Origin of the sequence: Streptomyces sp. PA03-5A (assembly GCF_033792725.1) — a bacterium.
Classification (GTDB): Bacteria; Actinomycetota; Actinomycetes; order Streptomycetales; family Streptomycetaceae; genus Actinacidiphila.
In genome coordinates this window covers 187831-209048 of the sequence record NZ_JARAVL010000008.1, presented here as the reverse complement: position 1 = coordinate 209048, position 21218 = coordinate 187831, and the positions used below count along the sequence as shown (strand labels likewise).

The window sequence follows — 21218 nt, the reverse complement described above, 5'->3', positions numbered from 1 at the left end:
TGGCGGGGCGCGGGCCTGCGGTGCCGGCTGAGTAGGTCGCCGGGCGAGCGTGGGGCGGCCCCGCCGAGGACTGGGAAGGACGCGCCGGCGGGGCCGCGCCGTGGGCCCGCCCGGCACTCACCACGTAACCGGGCGGGCTGCTGGGGGGCTATGGGCTGTGCTCCACGCGGGCGGGGATCATGAGGTTCCAGCCGATGCCGGAGCAGTGTTCCGGAACTGGCGGGAAGGTGTGGCCCTGCACGTTGGTGCTCGTGATGGTGAAGCGGTGCCCTTCGCCGCACGTGCACTCGTAGATGCCGCTGACCGGGACCTTCTCGCCCGGGCGGTGCATGCGGGTTGTCTCGTCCATCATGTCCTCCTCGCCGATCGGGGCCCGGAGGGGAGGGAGCCCCGATCTACAAGGGTGCCGAGGGGCGGAGGCCCTTCGGGAGCCGCTGTAGGGCAGGTGCACTGCGGCTCTGCGAGGTCGTATTACCGCCCGCGAATCGCCGAAACCCTCGTGTTGGTGTTCCTCAGGTCGCGTCCATCTCCGGCGGCGCGACGATGCGCATGCGGCAGCGGGCGAGGCCGTCGGGCTGGTCGGTGAGCATGCTGCTCCCGTCGCCGGCGGCGCGGGCCTCGATCCAGGCGCGGACGCGTGCGACCTGGTCGACGGGGCCGGTGAGGACGATGTCGAAGGCGTCGCGGTCGGGGGGCGGGAAGAGGTCGTTTTCGACTGGGCTCATGGCCTGTGCACGTGCGGCCGGCGTGGGCCGGTTGCGCCGGGGTCCATGGCCACTCGAATGAGTGAGCGCTGCCGTCCGGGGTTGGTTGCGCCCTCTCCCCCGCCCTACAGTCGAACACGTGAGCGATTGGCGTGATGCGGTGGAGGTGCCGCCCCGGCGACCCGGGGACGGCGCCGAGCCGGTCGCTGTCACCGAGGCGTACCCGGAACACAACCGGCCCAGGGTCCGCCTGCAGATCGCCGGGCATCCGCACCGGGCTATCGCAAGCGAGCGCCGCGAGTACCCGGACGGGCGGGTCGCACTCCACCTGATCCTCTGGCCGGCCCTGCCCGACGGCCGCCGCCGCGCCTGGTTCTACTGGGACGAGGCCGGGATGCGCATGGAGTCCCGCGCGGTGAGCCCGGTCGAGGAGCAGCTCCTCGACGGCGACGTGGTGCGCGTCCACCACGGGGATCTGCCGACGGGCGTGCCCGGGGCGGACGTCGAGGCGTACCCGTCGGACCGGCGGCCGCGGGTGGAGGTGCGGGTCGGCGGCCAGTGGCACCAGGCGACCGTCTTCGTGAAGTTCAAGCACTCCGACGGGCGGGTCACGCTCCTCATGCGGGTGTGCTTCCTCGAGGCCGACGGGTGGCCGGTGCACTACTGGCGGCGCTACTGGTGGTCCCCGGAGGCGATCCGCGTGCCGGGCCGGCCGTCGACAGAGCCGGCCGGGCAGGAGCCGGCGGCCGTGGGGTGGAAGCTCGCGCACGTGCCGGTGGGCGACGGCGGAGGCCGGGGCGTCCTGCACCGGGCCGGCTGCCGGAAGGCCACTGGCGGGACGCTCACCCGGCAGGAGGCGCTGGTGGCGCTGGAGGTGGACGTCGTCTCGCCGTGTGAGGAGTGCCGCCCCGAGGCGGAGCTCCGCGGCTGACGCGACGCCGGATCAGTGACCGGTGAGCAGGATTCCGATCCACACAACGCCGGAGAGGGCGCACCCTGCTCCGAAGACCCGGGCGAAGCCCCGCGTGAGAACGTGGCTGGGGCTCACGACACTCAGGAAGCGCCGGACCGCGTCCCGGTAGGCGGTCGCCAGCAATGCGCCCCCAATGACCATGATCGCAAGCACGGCAATCCCCATGGTTCCCCCTGGTCGCGGACCTGTGCCGCGAGGATAGTGGCGCCACCGCAACGTGGGCGAGGCAGGGCCAGCGCCGGGCGGGCTAGTCCACCGTGCACCGAACTGCCCCGCATCCCACGCTGTCGGTATGCGCGCGATCTGGACCGGCTACGTCAGCTTCGGCCTGGTCAGTCTGCCTGTGCACCTGTACTCGGCGACCGACGAGCACGGCACCGGGTTCCATCAGGTTCATGTGCGCGATGGCTCCAGGATCAGGCATCGGAGGGTCTGTGAGAGCGAGGACGTCGAGGTTCCGCAGTCGGAGATCGCCCGAGGGTGGGAGCGGCCGGACGGCCGCACCGTCGTGCTCCTCGATGAGGACCTTGCCGCTCTCCCCCTCCCGACGAAGCGCACCGTGGACGTCCTCGGCTTCGTCGACGAGCGCGATGTCGACCCGGTCCTCTACTCCAAGCCGTACTGGGTCGGCGCCGCCGGCGAGCAGGGTCAGCGGCCGTACGCGCTCCTGGTGGAGGCCCTGGCCAGGCACGGGACGGTGGCGGTTGCAAAGGTCACCTTGCGCACCCGGGAGCGGCTGGCGGTGCTGCGGCCCCGGCACGGGATGCTCGTGCTCCACACGCTGCTGTGGCCGGAAGAGATCCGGCAGCCTGACGACCTGTCGTCGGCGGCCCCGGTGACGGAGCGGGAGCTGGAGCTTGCCGAGCTGCTGATGGATCAGCTTGCCGGGGTGGAGATCGCCGAGCTGCACGACGAGTACGCGGCGGCGCTGGAGCAGCTGGTGGTCGCGAAGATGACGGGGGCGGGGCTGGAGGAGCCGGAGGAGCCGGTGCCGGCCGTGGACCTGATGGCGGCGCTGGAGGCCAGCATCCGGGAAGCCGGGAGCCGCTGACCGCGCGCCTGCTGCGCGCTCTGCGGGCATGCGATCGAGCGCTGCCTCCTTCGTGCGGTCCGGGGCGATTCCTCCGCGTCTGCCGGGCTGGCGCCGTTAGGTTCTGCGCTCCCAGAACCACCAGAAAGGCACCACCAGATGCGTACCCGGCTTGCCCTCGCCACCGTGGCCCTGGCCGCTGCGGCGGCCCTCACCGCCTGCTCCTCCGGAAGCGGATCGACGTCGGCGACGAACGACTCCACCGCGGCAGCGAAGGCTTCGGCTGCCGCGTCGGCGAAGGCGGAGGCCTCGGGCGCCGTGAGCCACGTGAAGGTCGTGAAGTCCGGGTTCGAGAATCACCAGACCTGGGGCGACAACGCCTACGTGGTCCACTACACGATCACCAACCTGGGCAAGGAGACCGCGGACTACTTCGTGTCCATGGAGTTCCTGGACAAGGACGGTGACGTGCTCGGGTCGACCGGCGTGACGGCGGACAAGCTCGGCGTCGGCAAGGTCAACACCGGGGACTCGGCACCGCTGGACGCGGAGATCGGCAACGGCAAGATCTCCGACATCAAGTCGGTGCGGGTCGCCTCGGTCGAGCGGACGCCGACCGCCGGCTGACCGGCGCCACGCGGCGGCACCCACCTGTGCCGGATGGGAGCCGTCTCGTGTGCTCAGTGATTCGGAACCGGTGGACGCCGCAGAGGGGCGTCGCCATGCTGATACGCATGCCGAGTAGCGAGACACCCGAGGTACCGAACTCCCGCGATGGGGCCGAGAGACGCCGTCCGCTCAACAATCTGCTCAGCGTCCGGCGCGTGGCCGTCATCACGGCATGCGTGCTTTTCGGTTCAGCGCTGGGATTCGCGATCGCTGCCCTCAGGTCGGACGATACGTCCACTCGCCAAACTTTCACGGCGATCGTTTTAGCGCTCATCGCGCCCGCACTCTACGTGCTGGAGCGGGGCTACAGGACTAACAGGTCACTTATCCGCGAAAGTCGCGACCGCGTCCGCGAAGCTGAGCGATCTTTCGAAAATGCCGTACGAAGAGATGCTACCCCCGTTATCGGCGGAGACCTCCACGGAGACCTTCACGTTTGGTATGGCCGACCTGGCAACGGAACGGCCACTGACGTTCCGGTTCCCCGTCCGGACGGTGACTCGGCAGTGCCACCCGTGGAAGGACGCAGAATTGCGCTTGCCGAGCAATGGGAGCTTACGCATGCCCGGCTGGAGCTGTATCACGTTATTGCTCAGGACCAGGCCAAGAAATCCTTCCGGAACGCTCAGATTTCCATGGGACTCGGCTTCGCACTCCTCGTCGGCTTCATCGCTGTGGCCCTGAAAGCGAGCAACGCGACTGGAAGCATCGTGGCAGGCGGTTTGGGAGCCGTCGCCGCAGCTTTGGCTGGGTACGTGAGTAAGACCTTCGTCAAGTCGCAGGAGTCCGCGGCCACGCACCTGCGGTCGTACTTCGATCAGCCCTTGGAGTTCTCCAGGTATCTGGCCGCGGAGCGTCTGATTGTTGATGCTGGCTTGGCTGATGAGCAGCGACGGGAAGTCCTGATGGCGCTGGTTCAGGCCATGGTGGCCTCGCCGGCGGCCCCGGGAGCTCCGGCTGCGGCTAGCGGTCAGCAACAGCCAGCTCAGGCCCCGTAGCCGGGCTCGCCGCGGCGCTCGGCAGCCCCGGCTGACCGGCGGCGCCCCCACCGTGCCGGGTGGGGGCCGCTGTCGTATGACTGCCGACCGGTCAGGAAGCGACATCGGCTACGTCCCCACTGTTGGTGAGGACGGCCCGCCACTGGTTGATCCTGGCGAGAGGGACGTGGCCGGTCTGCTTGCATTTCTGGCCGGGGTGCGTGTCGTTGGTGAAGTGGGCCAGGACCTCGTCGAGGGTGGCGGCGAAGGTGGCAGCGCGCCCTCGGTGGTGGGCGATACGATCGGCGACCGCACGGCCCAGGTCGGCGTCCTCATCGGCCGGGTGGCCGTCGGCGGCGAGGACTTGGCGGACGGCGCCGAGGCCGGCGCGGGCCGTTTCGGCGCGGTCCCACGCCTTGCCCCACGCGCTGATGGCCAGGTGCTGGACGTCGGCGGGCAGGACGGTGCCGAGCCAGCCGACGAGGTCCTCCACGTCGACGCGGTCCAGCTCGGGCACCGCCGTGACCTGCGGGGCTCCGTCGGGGTGGACGACTTCCGGGGCCGGGTCGGGCGACTCGTCCACCTGGTGCCAGCACTCGCTGGGGTAGTGCCCGGTGGAGGACTGGCAGTCGTCGCACTGCTTGCACCAGCCGCGCGAGCTGTGGTCCCAGTGGTCGTGCCCGCACCGGCACTGGTGGTCGCACGCGTCGTCGGCGGGGGTGTCGGCAATCTCGAACGCGGCATCGATCGCGGCCCGTACATCGGCGCGGCGCTCCCCCTGTCCGGACACTGTCCGGCCGGTGTCCGGGGACACGGTGTCCGCGCGTCCGGACGCGGTGTCCGTGCTGGCCGGGGCCGGTGCGACGGGTGCGAGGTCGTTGCGGGCGAGGGGTGTCCGGACACCGTCCGGGGACACCAGGACAGCAACGCCGGACGGTCCGGACGCGCCTGTCCGGACGTCCTGCGCGGCGTCCAGCGTGGCTTTGGCCGCCCGGTACCAACGCACGTCGTCTTCGGGGTCGTACTGCCAGGGGACGCCGACGGGCGCGGCCACGATCGACCAGCCGTAGGCGACGCCGCGCCCGTCGGCGTGAAGTGAGAGGGCCAGGCCGTGGGGGTGGAACACGGCGCGGTTGATCAGCCACAGGATGCCGCTGTCGCAGAGCTGCTTGAAGGCCAGGGCTTGCGTGGGGGTAGTCATGATCCGTCCAGGAGGGCTGCGAGGGCGAAGACGAGGCCGATACCGGCGAGGACGACGAGGGAGCGCCACGAGGCGTGCCACGCGCGCTTCACGGGGCCGCCTCGGACTGCTCGGGGAGTTCGATGCGGGCGGTGACGACCATCCGGGTACCGGGCGGGAAGTCGTCGGCGAGGGCCTGGAAGCCGGTGCCGACGGCGATCCCCTGGGCGCCGATGGTGCCGGGCGGCCCCCAGAACCGGCCGACGAGGACCTGCCTGCCGCCGACCTCGCGGTGCCGCTCGGCGACCTCGACGACGGTCTCGACTTCCAGGCAGGCCGGGGTCATTCGTTGGGATTCCGTGCGGTGGGCGAGGTAGGTCCGGAAGTCCTCGACGGCCTCTCGGTCTCCGGGCGCGAGGCGGGCGGCGGGGTCGTTGCCGCAGCGGGGTCCGGCGGCGTGCTCAGGCATGGGTAAGCCTTTCCGGTTGAGGGCCCGGCCGGGGAGTCGTCCGGCCGGGCGGTTCAGGAGCGTCAGGCGCGGGGCGGGGCGGCCCAGTCGGGCGCCCAGCGGGGCCGTGCTCGCCGGCGGGCGGCGAGGTAGGCCGCCCCGGCGGCGAGCGCGACGACGGCCAGCTGGCGCACGCCGGTCACCGCTCGCCGTCCCGGCGGGGGCGCAGCAGGCCACGCAACCTGTCGGCGAGCGGGTGCGAGGCGCCGGATCCGGCCTCCTCGTCGAGCTGGTCGGCGGTGGCGTGGATCTGGGCGACGGTGCGGGCGTCCGGCGCCGGGTGGTCGGTGTCGTCGCTCCAGCCGAACGGGCTCTCACCGCGGTCGGTGTCGCACTCGATGCGGTCGTACGGGTCGGTCATGGCGCTGTGCTCCAGGTAGGTTGCGGGGTGCGGGCCCGCCGCCCCGGTTAGGACGGGGCGGGGGGCTCGTTTCGTGGTCATCGGAAGTCGGCCCACCGAGGGGCCTGGGGGCAATCGGCGTCGTGCTCCTCGCCCATGGACGACCACCAGGCGTTGCACTCAGTGCGCGCGGTGATCGCGGCCGCTCGGGCGGGACCGGGCGGGATCGGGTCGTACGCCAGCCCGAGGTCCAGCGGCGCGGGCCGCACCTGGGCGCGTCGCTCGATCTCGGCGGCCTCTTCGTCGAACACGCAGCGGATGGCCATCACGGGCAGCAGCGACGCGGCGGCGAACACGATGGCGAACAGCGGGGCGTCGTGCTCCGCGCACATCACGCTGAGCCCGACGAGGACGAGACACGCCAGGGAGTTGAACAGGACGAGGAACCCGCCGGTGCGGCTCATGTGCGGCCCCCCGCCCCGCTCACTCGGTTGACGATGGCGGGGCCGTAGCCGAGCCACGGTGGTTCGCCGGGGCGCTTCGTGCTGCCGTTCATCTCGGCGGCGAGGTCGACGAACTCGCGGAGCCTGTTGCGGCGGTCGTCGGGGCCTCGGACTCCGGCCTGGACGTCGGCAAGGACCGGGCGCAGCGGGTACGCCTGGATCTCGATACGGCCCCGGGTGGACTGCAGGCAGTGGCGGTCGCCGATGTGGAGCCAGTCGGCGGCGTCGAGACCGGCCGCCGTGGCGAGGCCGTCGATGCGGTCGCCCAGGGCGGTGCCGCCGTCGGTCCACGCGTGCCAGACGCGGGCGCCGCCGTCCGGCTTGGTGAAGACGACCCACAGGAACGTCTCGGGCTCGTGCCCGTCGAGGATGCTGTCGACGGCGGCCCGCTCCACGGGCGCCGGGTCGCCGGTCGGGGTGAGCAGCGTTCGGGGTGCGGTGATCACGCGTACTCCTTGGGGTCGTTGGCGGGGCTCACGGGCGGGGCCTCCGGGCGGGGCGCTGGTCGGGTGGGAGGGCGGTCCGGTCGCCGGCGGCGAGGCGCTGCAGGCGGCGGACGGACAGGGTTCGCCAGCCGAGCGCGGTCGCCCGGATCACGGCCTCCCTCAGCAGGTCATCGGGGTCGGTCACTCGAACTCCCTGGGGTCGATGAGGCCGAGCACGATCGCCGACGTGCACGGCCAATCCACGTAGTCGCGCGGCCACGGGCCGGGGGTGCCGGGGACGAGGCGCATGCACCGGGCGCACACGTCGCGCTCGACGCGATCACCGCAGGCGTCGCAGGCCCCGCACATGCCGTGGTCGATCCGCCGGCGCCGATGCCCGAAGTCCTCCCGGGACGGCGGGTAACGGACCAGGTCCTCGGCAAGCACCAGGCGCTTCACGGCTGGGTCTCCGGCAGGTCGCCCCGGTCGATCTCGACCCCGTACTCGGTGCCCGTGATCGGCCCGTACCTGGCGATCAGCTCGCCCAGCGGCTTCGGCGTGGCCCATCCGTCGCCGTCGGCGAGGAACGTCAGCTGCCCGTCGTCGTCGATCCCGTACGGCATCCACCAGTCCTGCCCACTGTCCAGGTGCCAGTGCACGGCGCTGTACGCGACGCCGTCGTGCAGCACCCTCGACTTGTGGCAGGCCGCGTCGTGTCCGGGCGTATCGAAGCACCGGCAGTTGTCGACCACGGCGGCCGAGCCGGCTTGCGCCTCGGCGGCCTCGATGTCCGCGAGGAGGTCGCCCAGCTCCCGGCGCACGGTGTCGGACATGTCGCCGTGCTTCACGATCACGGCCAGCGCGGAGGCCACGCCTCCCAGGGGGTTCGCCGTCGCGCCGCCCCCTCCCGCTCCTCAGGCTGGACCGGCCACGTGTTGCCGTCGCCGTCGTCGTGGTCCTCCCGGTGGTCGGGGTCCGTGTTCACGCAGTGCATCTCCGACCCGATGTCGTTGTGGGCCATCCCGTCGCACCCGGTGGGCTTCTCGGCAAGCACCGGCACGCGCTTCGTCTGCTGCGCCCGGTTCAGCTTCCGCCGGGTCTCCATGCGCAGCCGGATCTGCGCCGGTGTCGGCGCCGTCCACTCGTGGGACTTCGCCGACCGGCCGGTCTGGATGGCGTGCCCGAGCCTCGGCAGCCCGCACCAGCGGCAACCCATCGGCGTCGGCGGGGAGTCGTCGGCCCACCGGATCGCACTGCAGCGCATCCCGGACGGGTGGTGGACGAACGGCAGGGTCTCAAGAGCGCTCATCCGGCGCTCACCTCCAAGGGTTGGGCGTGCTCGCATTCCTGGCACCGGCCCGACTGGTGGGCTCGGTACGTCCGGCCGCAGCCGCAGGTGTGCTGCGGGGCGGTCGGGTCTTCGGGCTGCCACTGGGGCAGCGGCGCATCCGTGACGGGCTGCTCGGGCCCAGTGGGCACCGGCGCCATCAAGGGCGGCTGGATGACTCGCTGACGGCCTCGGGCGCCTCGGCGCTGGCCCGGCATCGGGGTCTCACGGTGATCGACGCAGCGGGGGCTTCCCGGGCGGATGAGCGCCTTCCGGCAGACCTCGCACCGGCCGTACGGCGTGTCGTTCTCGTGGGGCGTCGAAGGCTGATCGGTTTGCTCGTCCGAGCCCCCAACAACCTGAGGTTGAGTACCTACATCAACCACTACTTGGGTAACCCCCTGGGTTACCCCTGGGTTATTCGGGCCGCTGTGGCCCGAACCAATCGGGCCGCTGTGGCCCGAACCCATACGGGCCGCTGTGGCCCGAACTGGTTCAGGCCGCTGTGGCCCGAACTGGTTCAGGCCGCTGTGGCCCGAACTCTCCTCACTGGAGTTCGGGCCGCTGTGGCCTGAACTCTCCTGATCCGGGGACGGCGTGCTCCGGGTCCGCGCGGTGGCCTTGAGGTGATGAGCAGCCGCATCCCAGTCCGGCGCCCACTCGTCGCCTCGCAGGGGGTTCAGGACATAGAGCGTCGGCACTCCACGGCGACGTTCGCCACGGACTACCACCAGGCCGGCCAGGACAGCAGCGTCCAGGTACCGGCGCGCATCCTTCTCCCTGCACCCGGCGGCCTTCGCCAGGTCCTGAATCCGGATCGCCTTGCCGTCCTTGAAGCACAGCTTGCCGGAGCTGTCGGCCACGTGCCGGAGGGCGTAGAGCATCGTCAGGAAGCCGCCCTTGAGGGCAGGCGGCATCACCCGAGTCCACTGCCAGGCGAGCTTGTTGCCGAACTCATGAGGCGCGCAGTGATCGGAAGTGTGGGAGCCAGCTCCCTCTGTACTCACTGGACTCCTCTCTCGGTCATACGGGCCGAAGGGTGGGCACATGCGGTGACCGTGTCGTGACTCGCGATCACCGCATAGCCAACATACACTTGGACAACTGCCTGTTGGCTGATGGACACAAGGGTGTGTCCAAGGAGCTGTGGCCAAGGCGGTGTGGAACGATCAGCGCATGCCAGTGGAGGACCCGTTGACCCGCCTGAGGGAAGCTGCCGCCGCCAAGAACCGCGCCGACCAGGAGGCGCAGGCCATCCGCGACAACGCCGCCGCGGCCTTTGCCGACGCCGTGGTCCGCGCCCTCACCCAGGACGGCATGAAGCCCAAGGAAGTCGCCGACGCCACTGACGTCAGCTACGAGACGATCCGGCGCATCGCCCGCGCCCGGGACATCGAGCGACTCCGCGAGCCGACCGTCACCAGCCGCAAGAAGGCCGGCGAGCCCGGCCAGTCCTGACGTCATCGGCTGGCCGCCTGCCGGGCGAAATCCAGCGCGGTCCAACGGCGGTTGAGCGCTCGCCGCTGTTGGCGGGTGAGCTGGACGTACCGGTCGTACACGGTGCGGACGCGGGCGGCCTCGACTGCCCATGACGGGAACAGGTCCTCGGTGGACGGCTCGACGTCGCCGACGGGCTCGACAACGTACAGGTCCCCCCGGGGGAACAAGGACGCATACCAGCGGGCGTACTCGCGGTCGCTGGTGAGGTAGACGCGGTCGGGGCGTTCGGTGAGCGGGTCGACGATGCCGAGGCCGGGCACGTGAGGCTGCTGGCCGGCTGCCTTCGCTGTGCAGATCGGGCAGCCGTCGACGAAGTTCGGTTCGTGCGGGGTGAGCAGGTCGCCGGGCCTGAGGCCAGGGATGCCGCCATGGAAGTACCTTGCGGGCAGCGGTGAGGCGCTGTTGGTCATGAGGGCTTTCCGGGGCTGTGAGGGCAGGGAGAGGGCCCCCCGGGGAGGCAGGTTCCCGGGGGGCCGGTCTAGGGGTCAGCCGCAGGGACCGAACGTGATGTCCACGTCCAGGTCTCTGCGGTGGCGGGGGGTGCTCGAGGACGTCAGGCCTGACGGCCGGGTGGCCTGCCGGGGCGGGTCGGCCTTCTTCCACGAGCTGGAGCCGCGGGTGGCCTCGGGGGCGACGGCCGCGCCGGCGAGGCCGAGGTTCGTGCAGTCGGCGGGGGGCGGGTCTCCGTCGACGTGGATGCACCCGGCCGCGATGAAGGCGAGGAAGACCGCGAGGAGGACCCAGCCCGGCCAGAACGGGCGGGCGTTCACGCGCGCCCTCCCTCGACCGCCGCGGTGCTCTTCTTGCGGGCCGCGCGGGTACCGCTGCGGGTGCGCATCTGCACGCCCATCTCCAGCAGCACGACCCGCGTCCAGCCGTACGACCGGCCGTAGTGGTCGGCGATCGCTCGGATCGACGACCCGGCCGTGTAGAGCGCGGCCATCTTCCCGGCCATCTCTGACCGCTCGTCACCCTTGATCCGCGTCCGGTAGTTCTTGCTGTACGTCACGCTGGCGTCTTCTCTCGTTCTCGTACGACTCGGCTTGCTCGGCGATCTGTCGGGCGATGGCCTCCTCCGCGCAGACCTTGTGCGCGGGCTTCCTCTTGGAGTCGCGCAGGTTGGTGAGGCCACCGCAGTAGCGGCAGGGCTTTTGGAGGTCCGACCAGTGGTCCCAGGACTTCCAGTTGAGGACGACCCCGGTGACAGGCGGCTTGTGCCGCTGCCCCTGGGGCATGGGTGGTTCCTTCCGTGCGTCATGCGGCGGTCCGGCTGCTGGAGCTGAGGGCACGTCTCTCGTCCGGGTCCAGGCCGCCCCAGATCCCCCAGGGGTCGCCGGTGTCCAAGGCCCGGCCGAGGCAGGGCAGGCGGCACGAGCAGCGGCCGCACAGCCGCTTGGCCTCCAGGACCGCGAGCGGGTCGCTCTCGCGTTCCGCGAACCACATGTCGGGGGCCTCGTGGTTCTGGCATTCGGCGTCGTCGCTCCAATGCGGCGGACGGTCGGTGGTGTCGGGTGCGTAGCGGCTTGGACGAGGCATCAGCGGTGATCTCCTCCCGTGAGCCCGGACATGTCCGGGCCGGCGTCCACGGACATGTCCGGAGACGTGTCCGCGCAGGTCAGAGCACCGCCCTCGGGCACCTCGGGGGCGGTGTCCTCCGTCCTGTCCCCGTGTCCGGGGACAGGAGTCTCGGGTGTCCGGACATCGCGGCGGCGGCCCGTCGGGCGCAGCCGCCACCACATGGCGCCGGCCACGGCAAGGCCCACGGGCGGCCCCCACACGAGGACCGTGCGGGCCACGGAGTCGACTGCGGCCCCGTACGCGAAGACCACGTCAACCCACGACATCGGCCGCCGCCTCCCGCCACCGTGCGACGGTCCGCTCGCTGATGCCGAGCCGTCGGGCAACCTCCTTGTCGCTGACCTCGGCCTGGAACATCAGGCGTGCGGCCACCCGCTGCTCCTTCTCCTGCAGCTCTGGCAGCGGCCAGTCGCCGCTCACGACCCGCTGCACGGCCACGTAGTCGACGTCGCGGTTCCAGGTGTCGCCCTCCATCGCCATCAGCGCCTCGCCGCCGTCAGGGCCCGCAGCCACGTGTCGGAGAGGTGGGCGCCGGCCACACAGCCCGGGTAGTCGCACGTCGACAGGTGCAGCACCGGCCCGTCAGGCTCCCGCCCGTGGTGGATCTCGAAGCCGATCCGGTACGCGGTGCGGTACCGCCTGCCCAGGCCGACCACGGGTGTCCCGCGCGCGCTGAGCGACCCGGTCCAGTGCACGTGGTCGCCGTCAACCGCGACGGTCCGCGCCCCGTACGCCTCCTGCCAGGAGTCGGCCGTCCTTCGCCGCCCGCGCGGGTAGGGCGCCAGGCCGATCTCCCAGCGGATGCGCGACACCCGGTCCTTTCGACAGCGCAGCAGGCGGGCCACCGACGCACACGACACGTCCGGCCCGGTCAGGGCCGCGGCGATCTCCTCGTCCGTCGCCCGCCGCACCACCAGCACCGAATCCAGGGCTTCCGCGATTTCCTCGATCGTGATGCCGCCCGCGCCGGTCACCGGCCAGCCCCCTGCCCTGGGTTGGGGTTGGCCTTCCAGCAGGCGCGGCACCGGCCGCCGCGGTTGTGGCTGAGCTGCGCGTCACACTGGGAGCACTTACTCCGGTTGTTGCGCCGGTTCCGGGGCCGCGCCTTCCAGTACGCGCGGCTGCACACGAACGAGCAGAACACCTGTGTCGCTGTCTTCCGCCGGAACGGCTCGGCGCACCCCTTGCAGTCGACCGGCTCGGACAGGTCTCGGCCCGCTGCCTCGTTGGAGCAGAGTTTCGAGCAGTGCTTCTGGGCGGCTGGCCGGTCAGTGTTGAAAGGCTTCCCGCAGTGAGCACATAGGCGGTCGTTGTCTGTTCCCCGCGCCAGCGTGGAGTGGTGGCGAGCGACCACGACGATGGTGCGCGGGTTATCGGCGTCGCACTCCGCGATGCCGTAGGCGGCGGTTACCTGCGAGTCGTCGACCCATGCGATGCCGTTTGCCGAGTCGCAAATGTGCTTGAGCATGTTGTCGACATCGATGCGCTGCCGGTTGGGCCGAAAGAACACACAGCCCAGGGCAACGTTCCCTGTCCAGGGGCCTTCTCCCTTGAACAGGCGGCGGAAGTGCCACCCGGTGCGCTTTTCGGCGTCGGTGTCCGCGTCTGTCTTGTAGGTCTTTCCACCACGGCCGAACCGCGGGCGGCTCTTACTGGCCGGCTCGCCGGGGATGACGAAGATCTTCGCATCAGCCGTACCTGGCGAGAGGGCAGCCATGAGGCGTAGAGCACGCTCGTTGTCCAGTTCGCGGCCGCCCTCGGGAAGGAGCGAGGATCCGCCGTAGCAACGGCGCGGAAACTCTGTCGGTTCTTCTGATGAGGGGGCGGCCCCCGCCGCAGGGGCGGGGGCATCTTCGAACAGCACCAGGTCGTCGGCGTTCACTCGGCACCACCGGCCGGACCGGCCCACGACGCGAGCGCCGGAGCCACGCGGATCTCCAGGAGCACGATGTGGTCGGCGTCCTCCACCGCACAGTTCGCGGCCGCGTCCAGGAACTTGCCGAGCAGGTCGCCCGGCTGGAGGCCGCTCGCGCCCACCAGCTGGTCAACGGGGACGGTCACGGGCTCGTCCGTCTTCCACGCGGTCACCACGACCTGCGCGGTGCGCGCCCGCTCGTCGACGTCCATGACGACGACCGGGCCCCGCTTCCACTCCCCCAGCCGGCGGCCCGACAGGTACACGTGCCCGAGGTCGGTGACCTGCAGCCTCAGGTCCACGAACCTGACGAGCCACCGCTTCGTGACTTCCTGCAGCGGCCCGAGCGGGCCGTCCAGCACCTCACCGTCGGCGAGGCCGCGCAGCAGCTCCTCCGCCTCCTCGGACAGGCCCTTCCCCATGGCCAGCCGGGTCAGGGCGATCTTCGCCGCGTGCCAGGCCGCGGTGCCCGTCGTCGACTCCGCCGAGCACGGGCAGCCATCGACGGTCGGCCGGTGCTCGGCTGGCGTCGACCCGGCACAGGCCGACACCGTCGTCCGGCCCCGCGCGCACAGGGCGGCGGTGCAGCAGGGGCAGTCGGGGCAGACCTGCCGTGCAGGTTGCACGTACTCCGGGCCGAAGGTCTCAACACTCATTGGTCACCCGCTGTCTCGTGTCCGCAGCTCCAGCACCGGCGGGACCCGTCGCCACGCATCGCGTGAGGGGTCCGGCGTCCTTCGCGCTGGCACTGGTCAAAGTCGTTGCTGTCGGCGTCGTCGACCACGCCCATCTCGGGGTCGCAGTCGTCGTCGAGGGCACCCAGGTCCTCGAGGAACGTCGTTGTGGCATCGGCCATCGCCGCCCGCAGGCGGCCAGCCCGGGCGCGGAGCGCCGCGAGGGGGCTCATACGCGCTCACCCATCCCCACCGGCCACGCCGGGACGATCGGCCAGTCCTCACGGACCCCCGCCGCCAGGTGCTCCCGGCCGGGAGTGCGGGCGAAGTAAGCCCGCAGGTCGACGGCTTGGTCCTTCGCCCAGCGGGCCTGGTCCTCGTGCAGGGACTCCAGGCTCAGGTCGGTCAGCCAGCCGTGCCGGGCGGCGATCTCCCACACCACCGCGCACGCGGCCTCTGCGTCGGCGTGCGCGGAGTGCGCGTCGACCAGGGGCACCCGGTAGTGCCCGCACAGGTCGGTCAGGGTCCGGCGGCCGGGCCGCCACGGATCGGTGTGCTTGTCCAGCACCCGCGGGTCCAGGACGTACGGCACGGACACCGAGAACAGGCCCCGCTGCCCGTACCGGACGGCCTCCGCCTCCAGCATCGTCAGGTCGAAGGAGGCGTTCATCGCCACGATGGGCAGACCGCGTTCCACGGCCTCCGCAAGCGCGACCTTCACTTCGGCCACGACCTCGGCGGCCGGGCGGCCCGCAGAGCGGGCCACCCGGGTTGAAACGCCGTGCACTGCCGTGGCTCCGGCCGGGATCTCGACGCCACCGGCGTCCGAGAGCCACGACCGGGAGTCGAGCGTCCGCCCGTTCTGCCAGTAGACGACCGAGGCAGTCACGATGCGGTCCGTCTCCGGGTCCGTGCCGGTCGTCTCGAAGTCGACGCCGACAAGGACCCCTTCGTGCCAGGACATCAGCGGCGCCCCTTTCGGATGGCGCGGCGGCGGAGCGTGTTCCGCTTCACCAGGACCGGGCGGGACTCGCGCACCCGGCGCAGGGGCAACTGCGGCGCCTCCGCGTCGGCGTCCTGTCGGGCCGCGATCCACGCGGCCTCGCCGGGCGCCGGCGGGGCGTGGAGGATCTGCGGGGTGCCGGAGTCCCCGGCGTCGTCCGCAGCGGCCAGTGCCGCCAGCTCGGGCGACATAGGCACATATTTCGGCAGGCGGCGGATCGCCGACTTCACCCACATGTCGGGGAACTTGATGTGCCAGAACGAGTCCCGCTTACCGGACTCCTCGGCCCGCTGGTACGCGCGGCTGTGCTCGTCGCGGATCTGCTCGGCGTCCTCCCGACTAAGGACGATCACCTGCGAGCGGGCGCCGCCCGTCATCCAGCAGAACGCGTACGCGAGGATCGGCTCGCCACGCTTCTCCTTGGGCAGCTCCACGCGCGGCAGGTGCTTGAAGTCGTCCGGCGGAGTCGCCGACGGCGCGAAGTGCCATTCGTCGCCCTCGTAGATCAGGCCGACCCGCACCGACTGCACCTGCCCGGACAGGTGCATCAGCTCGATGTAGCCCTGATACATGGGCACGAACACGGCCAGGCCCTCGTCGGCGACGATCGCCGCACGGCGCCCGTCGGGGACGAGTCCGAACCGGGCGCAGGCTAGGAGCGCCTGCAGCACGCTCGCCGGCGTGCAGCGGGCCAGGGACGGCAGGACCGCCCGCACGGCCGCGAAGAAGTTGTCGCGGTCGACGTGCGCGGGCAGGGCCTCGGCGAAGTGCTGCTCGTACCGGCGGAGGAAGTCCATCGCCACCTGGGCGGCCTCGGGCTCGTCGGCCTGCTGCGCGGGGATGATGCCCTCCGGCACGAGGCTCCGCGCGGTGGTGCGCTGGGGGTTGGCCGTGGTCGCGGAGCGGACCCGGTCCTTGAGAGAGGTCGTCATGGCTCACAGGCCCTTCGTGGACGGCCGCAGAACGCGGGCTCGAAACTCGGCATAGATCTCGGGGTGGTCGGCAGCGAGCCGCTCGGTGTCCAGCACTGGCGCATCGGTCGTGTACTCGGCGGCCAGATCGGGGTGGGCCTCGCGGAACTTCTTCGACGCGAACGTGCCGTTGGCCTTCCACGACCACGCCTGCTTGCCATCGGCCTTGGCGATCGCGGCCTTGCCGGTCAGGAGGCGCATCTCGTTCTCGACCGTGCGCAAGGCGTCATCGAGCGCCTTCTCCTGCGCCTTGAGGTCCGCCCGGCGGGCCAGCAGCTCCTTCGCCTTCGCGAGGTCGACGGTGGCCACCTCGTCGGCCTTGACCGACCACAGCTTGGCCAGGAGGTTCGTCGTGGCCTCCAGGCCGTCAGGCGGGGGCGGGAAGCCCTCCACCACGTGCTTCTGGAACCACGTGCCGCAGTAGTCGACGAGGTAGCCGATCATCTCCTCGTCGCGCTCGATGCGGTGGTAGCGAAGTTTGTTCCCGCCGACGAGCGCAGCCACGTACGCGTGGTCCCAGCCACCGACCGCGAGGTACCAGTGGGCCTGGAGAGCCGGGCCGTCAGGCACGCCCTCTTCCCAGTCGTCGATCTGGTACTCGGATCGGTTTTTGCACTCCAAGGGCGCGATGACTGCACCGGCCTCATCGAGGACGTACCTGTCGACGTTGGCTCGCATCCATGCGTGCTCGTTGTGGACGAGCGTGCCCGGCGGCTCGGCGATCGTCAGGCCAGACCGCTTGGAGAACAGGTAGGCGATGAACGACTCGATCTCCACGCCCACTTCGGCGTACTCGGTGTTGCCGTCGAAGGTCGAGCGGCCGTGCTTGGCCTCGAAGACCTGCCGAGGGCTGGAGTACTTCCCGGCCAGGCCGAGGATCGCGGCGACGTCCGAGCCGCCGATCCCGGCGCGGCGCACGGCGTGCCACTCAGCCTCGGACGCGTCGGCGGGGAGAAGGAGACGGGCGGTTGGGGCATCAGCGGCGATCGCGCTCGTCATCGCGCACCTGCCTGACGACGAGCCGCCTTGAAGGCGGCAACCCGCTCGTTACGGCAGATACGACAGGCGCGGCCACCGTCGGTCTGGATGTACGTGTTCGCCGCGTCGTACGCATGGCCTCTCGGACAATGCGTCTTATTGGCCCAGTGGTGGCTGCCGCGCTCCACGCAGTCCTGCGAGTTTTCGCCTACCGAACCCTCCCGCAGGTGCTCCGGATCGGCACACGGCGGGTTGTCGCAGGAGTGCAGCGCGAACATCCCGTCCGCGAGGCGTCGACCAAGGCGCACCTCAAGCGAGGACCTGTGCGCGGTCAGGACGACGCCGTCCATTCGGAATCGGCCGTAGCCCCCGCTCCTGGCGCCCGTCCCCACCAAGCAGCCGTCGCGACGCTCGGTGCGGTCTGCGAGCAATGCGAGGAAGCGTGCCTTCCCGTCGGGAAGGTCGTAGATGCTGCGACTCACAGGGGGACCCTCCTGGTCATGATGTAAAGGGCACCGCGGCAGCTCTCGCAGCGGTGAGAGACGGGGTGGCGGGCGGCCTGAATGCGGCGCATGCCGGCCAGGGCCTCAATGTGGGCGGCAATGCTGATCGCGTCGTCGCTGTCGAGGGACGGCGGCCGCTGTTCCTCGCCGCGCACGATGGCGTCGGCGTAGTAGCGGGTCATCCGCTTGAACCGGGTCGGGTTCTCGGACTCGGCACGACGCTTCCGGGCGACGTCCTCGATCGCGGTGACCAGCGGGTGAACCTGCCGCGCGGTCTTGGCAGTCTTGGCGCTCGTGGCGGTCATCGGCCGTCACCCCTGCCGAGGGTGTGGAGGTGGTGGGCGGCCTGGTTGGCCGACATCAGTCCCCGGCAGGCCTGGAGCTGTTCCCAGACGATTCCGGCGGCCTCGGTGTGCCCTGCCTCGTCGAGCGCCTGCGCGCCCTGCTTGGCGTGAACGAAGCGCTTCGCCGTCGCGCCCTTGACGAGGAATTCCACGGCCTCGGCGAACCGGCCGCCGTTGGTCTCGACGACCGGCACGACCGGGTTGGCCCTGCGCCTCAGGCTCCGAGCCTCGGACAGCACGTCCTCGTACATGTCCTTGTGCGTGCACGGGTTGGCCCACTGATCGCGGACGTGCCAGACGTCGTCTCGCTGGAAGCAGTCCGGCACGATGCGGTCGAAGCCGCGCGGACCGCCGCAGACGGAGCAGGTCGGCAGGATCGACACCTCCACGATCCGCACGCCCTGGTAGTCAGGGCCGGGCCCGTAGTCGGGAACACGGACCGTCATCCGCTCCGGCATCGGCGGCGGGACCGGGCCGTCGCCGCCGACGTAGCGGACCCACACGGCCGCGCCGGTGGGGACGAGCGCGGCGTACGCCTCGAACTCCCCGGCCGGGCCGTACGCGAGTCCGCCGCTCCTGGCGAGCCGTGCGATCTGCTGCGCGGTCGGCGTCGCCCGGTAGGTGAACACCGGCACCCAGACGCCGCGCTCACCGCGGGCGGTCGCGGCAGTGGTCACGTGGTTGGCGCGGTACAGGTCGCGGCTCCGGCTCATGCCTGGCCTCCGATCCGGGGGCGGGGCATCGCGGCGAGCGCGGCGCGGGCGGCGAAGTTGGACGGGTGCCGCAGCCCCGCGCAGTCCTTGCACGTGACGGCGTCGTGCGGCGGGGCCTGCGTCCGGTCGGTCAGGAACCGCTGGAGGACGATCGCGGCGGGGAGCGCCAGGGCAAGGAAGCCCATGGTGGCGAGGATGCAGGCCTTGATGGTCTCGACGACGTCCATCAGTGCTCGCCTCCAGCCGGGTTGTGGTCGGGCGAGGCGAGGCCGGCGAGAAGAGTCATCGCCTTGCGCTGCGGGCTAGCATTGGGTTTCACGGGTTCCTCTTCTTCTCGTGGTTGAGGGCTCGTGGTCGGCGGGGCTGTCCGGACGTGCGAGGTCCGACGGCCCCGCGCTCATGAGGCGGCGCGCTTCCTTCCCGGCCCCGAGGGACGGATGGCAGCGAGCGCCTTGGGCGGGGTGGTGGTCTGCGGCTCGACCGCCGCGAGCACCGGCATGGCGCGGAACTGCGCCTGGATCCGGCGGAGTTCGCAGTCGCAGAACGAAACCGATTCGCCGATCTTCTGGTGCAGGGGGCGGCTGATGTTGTCCTGCAAGAACCGCTTCTTGCACCGGAGTTTCTCGGCGGCTTCGTCGTAGTCGTAGTTCCGGACGACCTCGCAGCCGCACGGGTGGCCGGTCATGCGGGGAGCTCTGCGATCAGGTCGCTGACGGGGACCTCGTAGGCCGCCCCGAGCGCCCACAGCGTGTGGACGCTCGGGAAGGTCTGGCCCGTGAGCAGGCGCGTGACCGTCGACTGGCGCACACCGATGCGCTTGGCGATATGGGCGTCGCAGTTGTCACCGACCTCCCCTGCCTTCTCGCGGAGGAAGGCCGTGCGGAGAACAAGCTCGGGCACGTTCACTCCTTGTCACACCTGTCGTGCATGCATGCATGGAATTGCTTGCATGCATACACGTTAGGACGCGTGCACGCATGCACGCAAGTAAGACACGGGCTGATTGGAGTGTGATTTTTCGGGTGAATGCGCCCAGCGCACCTCTGGCACTACCTGGGCAAATTACGACACGCCTTGATCACCTGGGCTAATGCGTGCATGCACGCCTTCCCCTGATGCATGCATGCGCGCTAGCTTGGAGACATGCGGAGTATGGACGACACATCCGAGCCGACGGTGGAGCGCTTCCGGGCACTGATCGTCGACCTCGCCGACAGGGCCGGCTACGACCTCACCAGCGGGGCCGGCGGACGGAAGCAGCTCGCAGCCGCAACCGGCATGAGCCAATCCGCGGTGAGTCGCATGGTCGACGGCATCACCCTGCCGCACCCCAACCAGTTCGAAGCACTCGCTCGCGCCCTCCACACCGACGTGTGGACTCTTTTGATCACTGCGGGGGTCGTCTCGGCCACAACAAGCCCGACATACCCAAATCAGGATGTACGCTCACAATCCGAACCGATTCAACCGCTAACCCCCGAAACTGCCGCTGACGCGTGGGGCATTCACGACCCCAGCATCCGCAGCATGCTGATCGCCAACATCGAGCACGCGCGACGCCTGCAATCCGAGTTGGGCAACCAAGGGGGTGCGAGAGCAAGGGGGTGACGGGATGCAGCGACGCTTCCCACAATCCACCGTCACAGCCGCCGTCGGCGGACTGACGGGCGGAACCGCGATCGGCCTCGCCGTGGCCGACGACGCCCCCACGGCCCACGACATCAGCGTGGTCCTGCTGCCCGTCGCCTTCGTCACGGCCGTTGCCACCAGGTCCATGCAGCGGTGGCTCCGCCGCCGCGACGAGCAGACCCGCGAGGCGTACAGCGAACTCGCCGAGCGCCGCATCCGCCTGGACAAGGAGCACGGGGAACGCCTCACGCAACTCGCCGAGCGGGAAGCGAAGCTGACGCAGTCACACTCGGCCCGATCCGGAAGCGTCGCCATCCTCGCCAAGTACATCGGCGACACCCTCGGCACCCTCGCCAGGGAGCGAGCCCAGCGCGAACAACTGCAACGCGACTACGAGACCCTGGCCGGCGAGTACAACGACCTGGTGCAAGAGGCCATGCAAGAGCGCGCCGACCGCTTCAACCGGACCGCTCCCCCGGAGGCCCGCCCCGGCGTGCCGCGGCTGGTCCACGCCCGCTCCCCCGTGGTCGGTACACCGTCCCGCCGCAGAGGCGAACGCTCTCCTGCAGACGGCACACGCGACCGCGTCTAACGACAAAGGCCCCGGCCGATGGCCGGGGCCCTTCACGTTGCCTGTATCGGTCACAGGTGCGGCAGGCTGCCTGGCGAGTGATAGTGGGAGATACGAGCCGGATATCAGGTTCGCAGTTCGAAAGAGGCCATGCGCCACAACCCCTCTCCCTGCCGCCGCACAGCAGGGGGAAAAGGGGACGC

At 70.7% G+C, this 21218-nt stretch carries 38 protein-coding genes; 7 read left to right on the top strand and 31 right to left on the bottom strand.

Features of this window, described 5'->3' with window-relative positions; all coding sequences use genetic code 11:
• Window positions 1-148: 148 nt before the first annotated feature.
• The gene (locus PV410_RS12505) at window positions 149-349 is read right to left on the bottom strand and encodes a hypothetical protein (protein ID WP_500324159.1); all 201 of its coding nucleotides are present in this window, start codon (window positions 347-349) and stop codon (window positions 149-151) included.
• 163 nt (window positions 350-512) lie between these two features.
• Complete coding sequence (locus PV410_RS12500) at window positions 513-725, bottom strand: hypothetical protein (RefSeq protein ID WP_500324158.1); 213 nt, start codon at window positions 723-725, stop codon at window positions 513-515.
• Window positions 726-843: 118 nt separating this feature from the next.
• Here PV410_RS12500 and PV410_RS12495 point away from each other — a divergent pair, with 118 nt between their 5' ends.
• The 4 genes from PV410_RS12495 (at window position 844) to PV410_RS12480 (ending at window position 4374) form a co-directional block, all read left to right on the top strand.
• Window positions 844-1635 (top strand): DUF6233 domain-containing protein, encoded by a 792-nt coding sequence (locus PV410_RS12495; RefSeq protein WP_500324157.1) that lies wholly within the window; start codon window positions 844-846, stop codon window positions 1633-1635.
• 334 nt (window positions 1636-1969) lie between these two features.
• Window positions 1970-2728 carry a non-homologous end joining protein Ku gene (gene ku / locus PV410_RS12490; protein WP_500324156.1) on the top strand — a complete coding sequence of 253 codons (759 nt, stop codon included), beginning with the start codon at window positions 1970-1972 and terminating at the stop codon, window positions 2726-2728.
• 138 nt (window positions 2729-2866) lie between these two features.
• Window positions 2867-3334, top strand: a complete 468-nt coding sequence (locus PV410_RS12485; RefSeq protein ID WP_500324155.1) for a hypothetical protein — start codon at window positions 2867-2869, stop codon at window positions 3332-3334.
• A gap of 557 nt (window positions 3335-3891) precedes the next feature.
• On the top strand, window positions 3892-4374 hold the full coding sequence (locus tag PV410_RS12480) for a TRADD-N-associated membrane domain-containing protein (protein ID WP_500324154.1): 483 nt from the start codon (window positions 3892-3894) through the stop codon (window positions 4372-4374).
• Between the two features lie 91 nt (window positions 4375-4465).
• Here the strand turns inward: PV410_RS12480 and PV410_RS12475 are convergent, their stop codons facing one another.
• The 9 genes from PV410_RS12475 to PV410_RS12435 form a co-directional block, all read right to left on the bottom strand.
• On the bottom strand, window positions 4466-5554 hold the full coding sequence (locus tag PV410_RS12475) for a hypothetical protein (protein WP_500324153.1): 1089 nt from the start codon (window positions 5552-5554) through the stop codon (window positions 4466-4468).
• Window positions 5555-5642: 88 nt separating this feature from the next.
• Window positions 5643-6002: a hypothetical protein gene (locus tag PV410_RS12470; RefSeq protein ID WP_500324152.1), complete on the bottom strand. Its 360-nt coding sequence runs from the start codon at window positions 6000-6002 to the stop codon at window positions 5643-5645.
• Window positions 6003-6180: 178 nt separating this feature from the next.
• The gene (locus tag PV410_RS12465) at window positions 6181-6402 is read right to left on the bottom strand and encodes a hypothetical protein (RefSeq protein ID WP_500324151.1); all 222 of its coding nucleotides are present in this window, start codon (window positions 6400-6402) and stop codon (window positions 6181-6183) included.
• A 77-nt stretch (window positions 6403-6479) separates the two neighbouring features.
• Window positions 6480-6845 carry a hypothetical protein gene (locus PV410_RS12460; RefSeq protein ID WP_500324150.1) on the bottom strand — a complete coding sequence of 122 codons (366 nt, stop codon included), beginning with the start codon at window positions 6843-6845 and terminating at the stop codon, window positions 6480-6482.
• Window positions 6842-7330, bottom strand: a complete 489-nt coding sequence (locus PV410_RS12455; protein WP_500324149.1) for a hypothetical protein — start codon at window positions 7328-7330, stop codon at window positions 6842-6844. Before PV410_RS12455 ends, PV410_RS12460 begins: the two co-directional genes overlap by 4 nt.
• A gap of 28 nt (window positions 7331-7358) precedes the next feature.
• Complete coding sequence (locus PV410_RS12450) at window positions 7359-7514, bottom strand: hypothetical protein (protein ID WP_500324148.1); 156 nt, start codon at window positions 7512-7514, stop codon at window positions 7359-7361.
• Complete coding sequence (locus PV410_RS12445) at window positions 7511-7768, bottom strand: hypothetical protein (RefSeq protein WP_500324147.1); 258 nt, start codon at window positions 7766-7768, stop codon at window positions 7511-7513. Before PV410_RS12445 ends, PV410_RS12450 begins: the two co-directional genes overlap by 4 nt.
• On the bottom strand, window positions 7765-8181 hold the full coding sequence (locus PV410_RS12440) for a hypothetical protein (protein ID WP_500324146.1): 417 nt from the start codon (window positions 8179-8181) through the stop codon (window positions 7765-7767). The genes PV410_RS12445 and PV410_RS12440 overlap by 4 nt, the downstream gene beginning before the upstream one ends.
• Complete coding sequence (locus PV410_RS12435) at window positions 8160-8618, bottom strand: hypothetical protein (protein ID WP_500324145.1); 459 nt, start codon at window positions 8616-8618, stop codon at window positions 8160-8162. Before PV410_RS12435 ends, PV410_RS12440 begins: the two co-directional genes overlap by 22 nt.
• A 1164-nt stretch (window positions 8619-9782) precedes the next feature.
• On the opposite strand from PV410_RS12435, the gene PV410_RS12430 reads away from it, so the two are divergent.
• Complete coding sequence (locus tag PV410_RS12430) at window positions 9783-10094, top strand: hypothetical protein (RefSeq protein WP_500324144.1); 312 nt, start codon at window positions 9783-9785, stop codon at window positions 10092-10094.
• A gap of 2 nt (window positions 10095-10096) precedes the next feature.
• Here the strand turns inward: PV410_RS12430 and PV410_RS12425 are convergent, their stop codons facing one another.
• From PV410_RS12425 to PV410_RS12330, 20 genes are all read right to left on the bottom strand, one after another.
• Window positions 10097-10546, bottom strand: coding sequence for a hypothetical protein (locus PV410_RS12425; protein WP_500324143.1), 450 nt, complete (start codon window positions 10544-10546; stop codon window positions 10097-10099).
• A 75-nt stretch (window positions 10547-10621) separates the two neighbouring features.
• On the bottom strand, window positions 10622-10906 hold the full coding sequence (locus tag PV410_RS12420; protein ID WP_500324142.1) for a hypothetical protein: 285 nt from the start codon (window positions 10904-10906) through the stop codon (window positions 10622-10624).
• Window positions 10903-11145 (bottom strand): helix-turn-helix domain-containing protein, encoded by a 243-nt coding sequence (locus tag PV410_RS12415; RefSeq protein ID WP_500324141.1) that lies wholly within the window; start codon window positions 11143-11145, stop codon window positions 10903-10905. The genes PV410_RS12420 and PV410_RS12415 overlap by 4 nt, the downstream gene beginning before the upstream one ends.
• Window positions 11105-11371 carry a hypothetical protein gene (locus PV410_RS12410; protein ID WP_500324140.1) on the bottom strand — a complete coding sequence of 89 codons (267 nt, stop codon included), beginning with the start codon at window positions 11369-11371 and terminating at the stop codon, window positions 11105-11107. Before PV410_RS12410 ends, PV410_RS12415 begins: the two co-directional genes overlap by 41 nt.
• A gap of 19 nt (window positions 11372-11390) precedes the next feature.
• On the bottom strand, window positions 11391-11672 hold the full coding sequence (locus PV410_RS12405; protein WP_500324139.1) for a WhiB family transcriptional regulator: 282 nt from the start codon (window positions 11670-11672) through the stop codon (window positions 11391-11393).
• A complete protein-coding gene (locus tag PV410_RS12400; protein WP_500324138.1) occupies window positions 11672-11980 on the bottom strand; it encodes a hypothetical protein in 309 nt (102 codons plus the stop codon). The genes PV410_RS12405 and PV410_RS12400 overlap by 1 nt, the downstream gene beginning before the upstream one ends.
• Window positions 11967-12227, bottom strand: coding sequence for a helix-turn-helix domain-containing protein (locus tag PV410_RS12395; RefSeq protein ID WP_500324137.1), 261 nt, complete (start codon window positions 12225-12227; stop codon window positions 11967-11969). The genes PV410_RS12400 and PV410_RS12395 overlap by 14 nt, the downstream gene beginning before the upstream one ends.
• Complete coding sequence (locus tag PV410_RS12390) at window positions 12194-12688, bottom strand: hypothetical protein (protein ID WP_500324136.1); 495 nt, start codon at window positions 12686-12688, stop codon at window positions 12194-12196. Before PV410_RS12390 ends, PV410_RS12395 begins: the two co-directional genes overlap by 34 nt.
• Window positions 12685-13596: a RusA family crossover junction endodeoxyribonuclease gene (locus PV410_RS12385; protein WP_500324135.1), complete on the bottom strand. Its 912-nt coding sequence runs from the start codon at window positions 13594-13596 to the stop codon at window positions 12685-12687. The genes PV410_RS12390 and PV410_RS12385 overlap by 4 nt, the downstream gene beginning before the upstream one ends.
• A complete protein-coding gene (locus tag PV410_RS12380; protein WP_500324134.1) occupies window positions 13593-14285 on the bottom strand; it encodes a hypothetical protein in 693 nt (230 codons plus the stop codon). Before PV410_RS12380 ends, PV410_RS12385 begins: the two co-directional genes overlap by 4 nt.
• On the bottom strand, window positions 14282-14536 hold the full coding sequence (locus PV410_RS12375; RefSeq protein WP_500324133.1) for a hypothetical protein: 255 nt from the start codon (window positions 14534-14536) through the stop codon (window positions 14282-14284). The genes PV410_RS12380 and PV410_RS12375 overlap by 4 nt, the downstream gene beginning before the upstream one ends.
• Window positions 14533-15267: an exonuclease domain-containing protein gene (locus PV410_RS12370; protein ID WP_500324132.1), complete on the bottom strand. Its 735-nt coding sequence runs from the start codon at window positions 15265-15267 to the stop codon at window positions 14533-14535. The genes PV410_RS12375 and PV410_RS12370 overlap by 4 nt, the downstream gene beginning before the upstream one ends.
• A complete protein-coding gene (locus PV410_RS12365) occupies window positions 15267-16238 on the bottom strand; it encodes a recombinase RecT (RefSeq protein WP_500324131.1) in 972 nt (323 codons plus the stop codon). The genes PV410_RS12370 and PV410_RS12365 overlap by 1 nt, the downstream gene beginning before the upstream one ends.
• Before the next feature lie 3 nt (window positions 16239-16241).
• Window positions 16242-17276, bottom strand: coding sequence for a YqaJ viral recombinase family nuclease (locus PV410_RS12360; RefSeq protein ID WP_500324130.1), 1035 nt, complete (start codon window positions 17274-17276; stop codon window positions 16242-16244).
• A complete protein-coding gene (locus PV410_RS12355) occupies window positions 17273-17737 on the bottom strand; it encodes a hypothetical protein (protein WP_500324129.1) in 465 nt (154 codons plus the stop codon). The genes PV410_RS12360 and PV410_RS12355 overlap by 4 nt, the downstream gene beginning before the upstream one ends.
• Entirely contained in the window at window positions 17734-18063 is a 330-nt protein-coding gene (locus PV410_RS12350) for a hypothetical protein (RefSeq protein ID WP_500324128.1), read from the bottom strand. The genes PV410_RS12355 and PV410_RS12350 overlap by 4 nt, the downstream gene beginning before the upstream one ends.
• Window positions 18060-18815, bottom strand: a complete 756-nt coding sequence (locus PV410_RS12345; RefSeq protein WP_500324127.1) for a hypothetical protein — start codon at window positions 18813-18815, stop codon at window positions 18060-18062. The genes PV410_RS12350 and PV410_RS12345 overlap by 4 nt, the downstream gene beginning before the upstream one ends.
• Window positions 18812-19042, bottom strand: a complete 231-nt coding sequence (locus PV410_RS12340; RefSeq protein WP_500324126.1) for a hypothetical protein — start codon at window positions 19040-19042, stop codon at window positions 18812-18814. The genes PV410_RS12345 and PV410_RS12340 overlap by 4 nt, the downstream gene beginning before the upstream one ends.
• A gap of 170 nt (window positions 19043-19212) precedes the next feature.
• A complete protein-coding gene (locus PV410_RS12335; RefSeq protein WP_500324125.1) occupies window positions 19213-19500 on the bottom strand; it encodes a hypothetical protein in 288 nt (95 codons plus the stop codon).
• Window positions 19497-19715 carry a helix-turn-helix domain-containing protein gene (locus PV410_RS12330; protein WP_500324124.1) on the bottom strand — a complete coding sequence of 73 codons (219 nt, stop codon included), beginning with the start codon at window positions 19713-19715 and terminating at the stop codon, window positions 19497-19499. Before PV410_RS12330 ends, PV410_RS12335 begins: the two co-directional genes overlap by 4 nt.
• Before the next feature lie 252 nt (window positions 19716-19967).
• On the opposite strand from PV410_RS12330, the gene PV410_RS12325 reads away from it, so the two are divergent.
• A complete protein-coding gene (locus PV410_RS12325; protein WP_500324123.1) occupies window positions 19968-20423 on the top strand; it encodes a helix-turn-helix domain-containing protein in 456 nt (151 codons plus the stop codon).
• A 4-nt stretch (window positions 20424-20427) separates the two neighbouring features.
• On the top strand, window positions 20428-21036 hold the full coding sequence (locus tag PV410_RS12320) for a hypothetical protein (protein ID WP_500324122.1): 609 nt from the start codon (window positions 20428-20430) through the stop codon (window positions 21034-21036).
• Window positions 21037-21218 lie beyond the last annotated feature (182 nt).

Excerpts from the sequence above, each read along its gene's own strand:
- PV410_RS12475 (WP_500324153.1), bottom strand. The coding sequence starts at position 5,554 with ATGACTACCCCCACGCAAGCCCTGGCCTTCAAGCAGCTCTGCGACAGC.
- PV410_RS12345 (WP_500324127.1), bottom strand. The coding sequence starts at position 18,815 with ATGAGCCGGAGCCGCGACCTGTACCGCGCCAACCACGTGACCACTGCC.
- ku (WP_500324156.1), top strand. The coding sequence starts at position 1,970 with ATGCGCGCGATCTGGACCGGCTACGTCAGCTTCGGCCTGGTCAGTCTG.
- PV410_RS12425 (WP_500324143.1), bottom strand. The coding sequence starts at position 10,546 with ATGACCAACAGCGCCTCACCGCTGCCCGCAAGGTACTTCCATGGCGGC.
- PV410_RS12410 (WP_500324140.1), bottom strand. The coding sequence starts at position 11,371 with ATGCCCCAGGGGCAGCGGCACAAGCCGCCTGTCACCGGGGTCGTCCTC.
- PV410_RS12500 (WP_500324158.1), bottom strand. The coding sequence starts at position 725 with ATGAGCCCAGTCGAAAACGACCTCTTCCCGCCCCCCGACCGCGACGCC.
- PV410_RS12400 (WP_500324138.1), bottom strand. The coding sequence starts at position 11,980 with ATGTCGTGGGTTGACGTGGTCTTCGCGTACGGGGCCGCAGTCGACTCC.
- PV410_RS12460 (WP_500324150.1), bottom strand. The coding sequence starts at position 6,845 with ATGAGCCGCACCGGCGGGTTCCTCGTCCTGTTCAACTCCCTGGCGTGT.
- PV410_RS12335 (WP_500324125.1), bottom strand. The coding sequence starts at position 19,500 with ATGACCGGCCACCCGTGCGGCTGCGAGGTCGTCCGGAACTACGACTAC.
- PV410_RS12325 (WP_500324123.1), top strand. The coding sequence starts at position 19,968 with ATGGACGACACATCCGAGCCGACGGTGGAGCGCTTCCGGGCACTGATC.
- PV410_RS12365 (WP_500324131.1), bottom strand. The coding sequence starts at position 16,238 with ATGACGACCTCTCTCAAGGACCGGGTCCGCTCCGCGACCACGGCCAAC.
- PV410_RS12465 (WP_500324151.1), bottom strand. The coding sequence starts at position 6,402 with ATGACCGACCCGTACGACCGCATCGAGTGCGACACCGACCGCGGTGAG.
- PV410_RS12485 (WP_500324155.1), top strand. The coding sequence starts at position 2,867 with ATGCGTACCCGGCTTGCCCTCGCCACCGTGGCCCTGGCCGCTGCGGCG.
- PV410_RS12505 (WP_500324159.1), bottom strand. The coding sequence starts at position 349 with ATGGACGAGACAACCCGCATGCACCGCCCGGGCGAGAAGGTCCCGGTC.
- PV410_RS12360 (WP_500324130.1), bottom strand. The coding sequence starts at position 17,276 with ATGACGAGCGCGATCGCCGCTGATGCCCCAACCGCCCGTCTCCTTCTC.
- PV410_RS12435 (WP_500324145.1), bottom strand. The coding sequence starts at position 8,618 with ATGAGCGCTCTTGAGACCCTGCCGTTCGTCCACCACCCGTCCGGGATG.
- PV410_RS12470 (WP_500324152.1), bottom strand. The coding sequence starts at position 6,002 with ATGCCTGAGCACGCCGCCGGACCCCGCTGCGGCAACGACCCCGCCGCC.
- PV410_RS12405 (WP_500324139.1), bottom strand. The coding sequence starts at position 11,672 with ATGCCTCGTCCAAGCCGCTACGCACCCGACACCACCGACCGTCCGCCG.
- PV410_RS12340 (WP_500324126.1), bottom strand. The coding sequence starts at position 19,042 with ATGGACGTCGTCGAGACCATCAAGGCCTGCATCCTCGCCACCATGGGC.
- PV410_RS12350 (WP_500324128.1), bottom strand. The coding sequence starts at position 18,063 with ATGACCGCCACGAGCGCCAAGACTGCCAAGACCGCGCGGCAGGTTCAC.
- PV410_RS12380 (WP_500324134.1), bottom strand. The coding sequence starts at position 14,285 with ATGAGTGTTGAGACCTTCGGCCCGGAGTACGTGCAACCTGCACGGCAG.
- PV410_RS12375 (WP_500324133.1), bottom strand. The coding sequence starts at position 14,536 with ATGAGCCCCCTCGCGGCGCTCCGCGCCCGGGCTGGCCGCCTGCGGGCG.
- PV410_RS12320 (WP_500324122.1), top strand. The coding sequence starts at position 20,428 with ATGCAGCGACGCTTCCCACAATCCACCGTCACAGCCGCCGTCGGCGGA.
- PV410_RS12370 (WP_500324132.1), bottom strand. The coding sequence starts at position 15,267 with ATGTCCTGGCACGAAGGGGTCCTTGTCGGCGTCGACTTCGAGACGACC.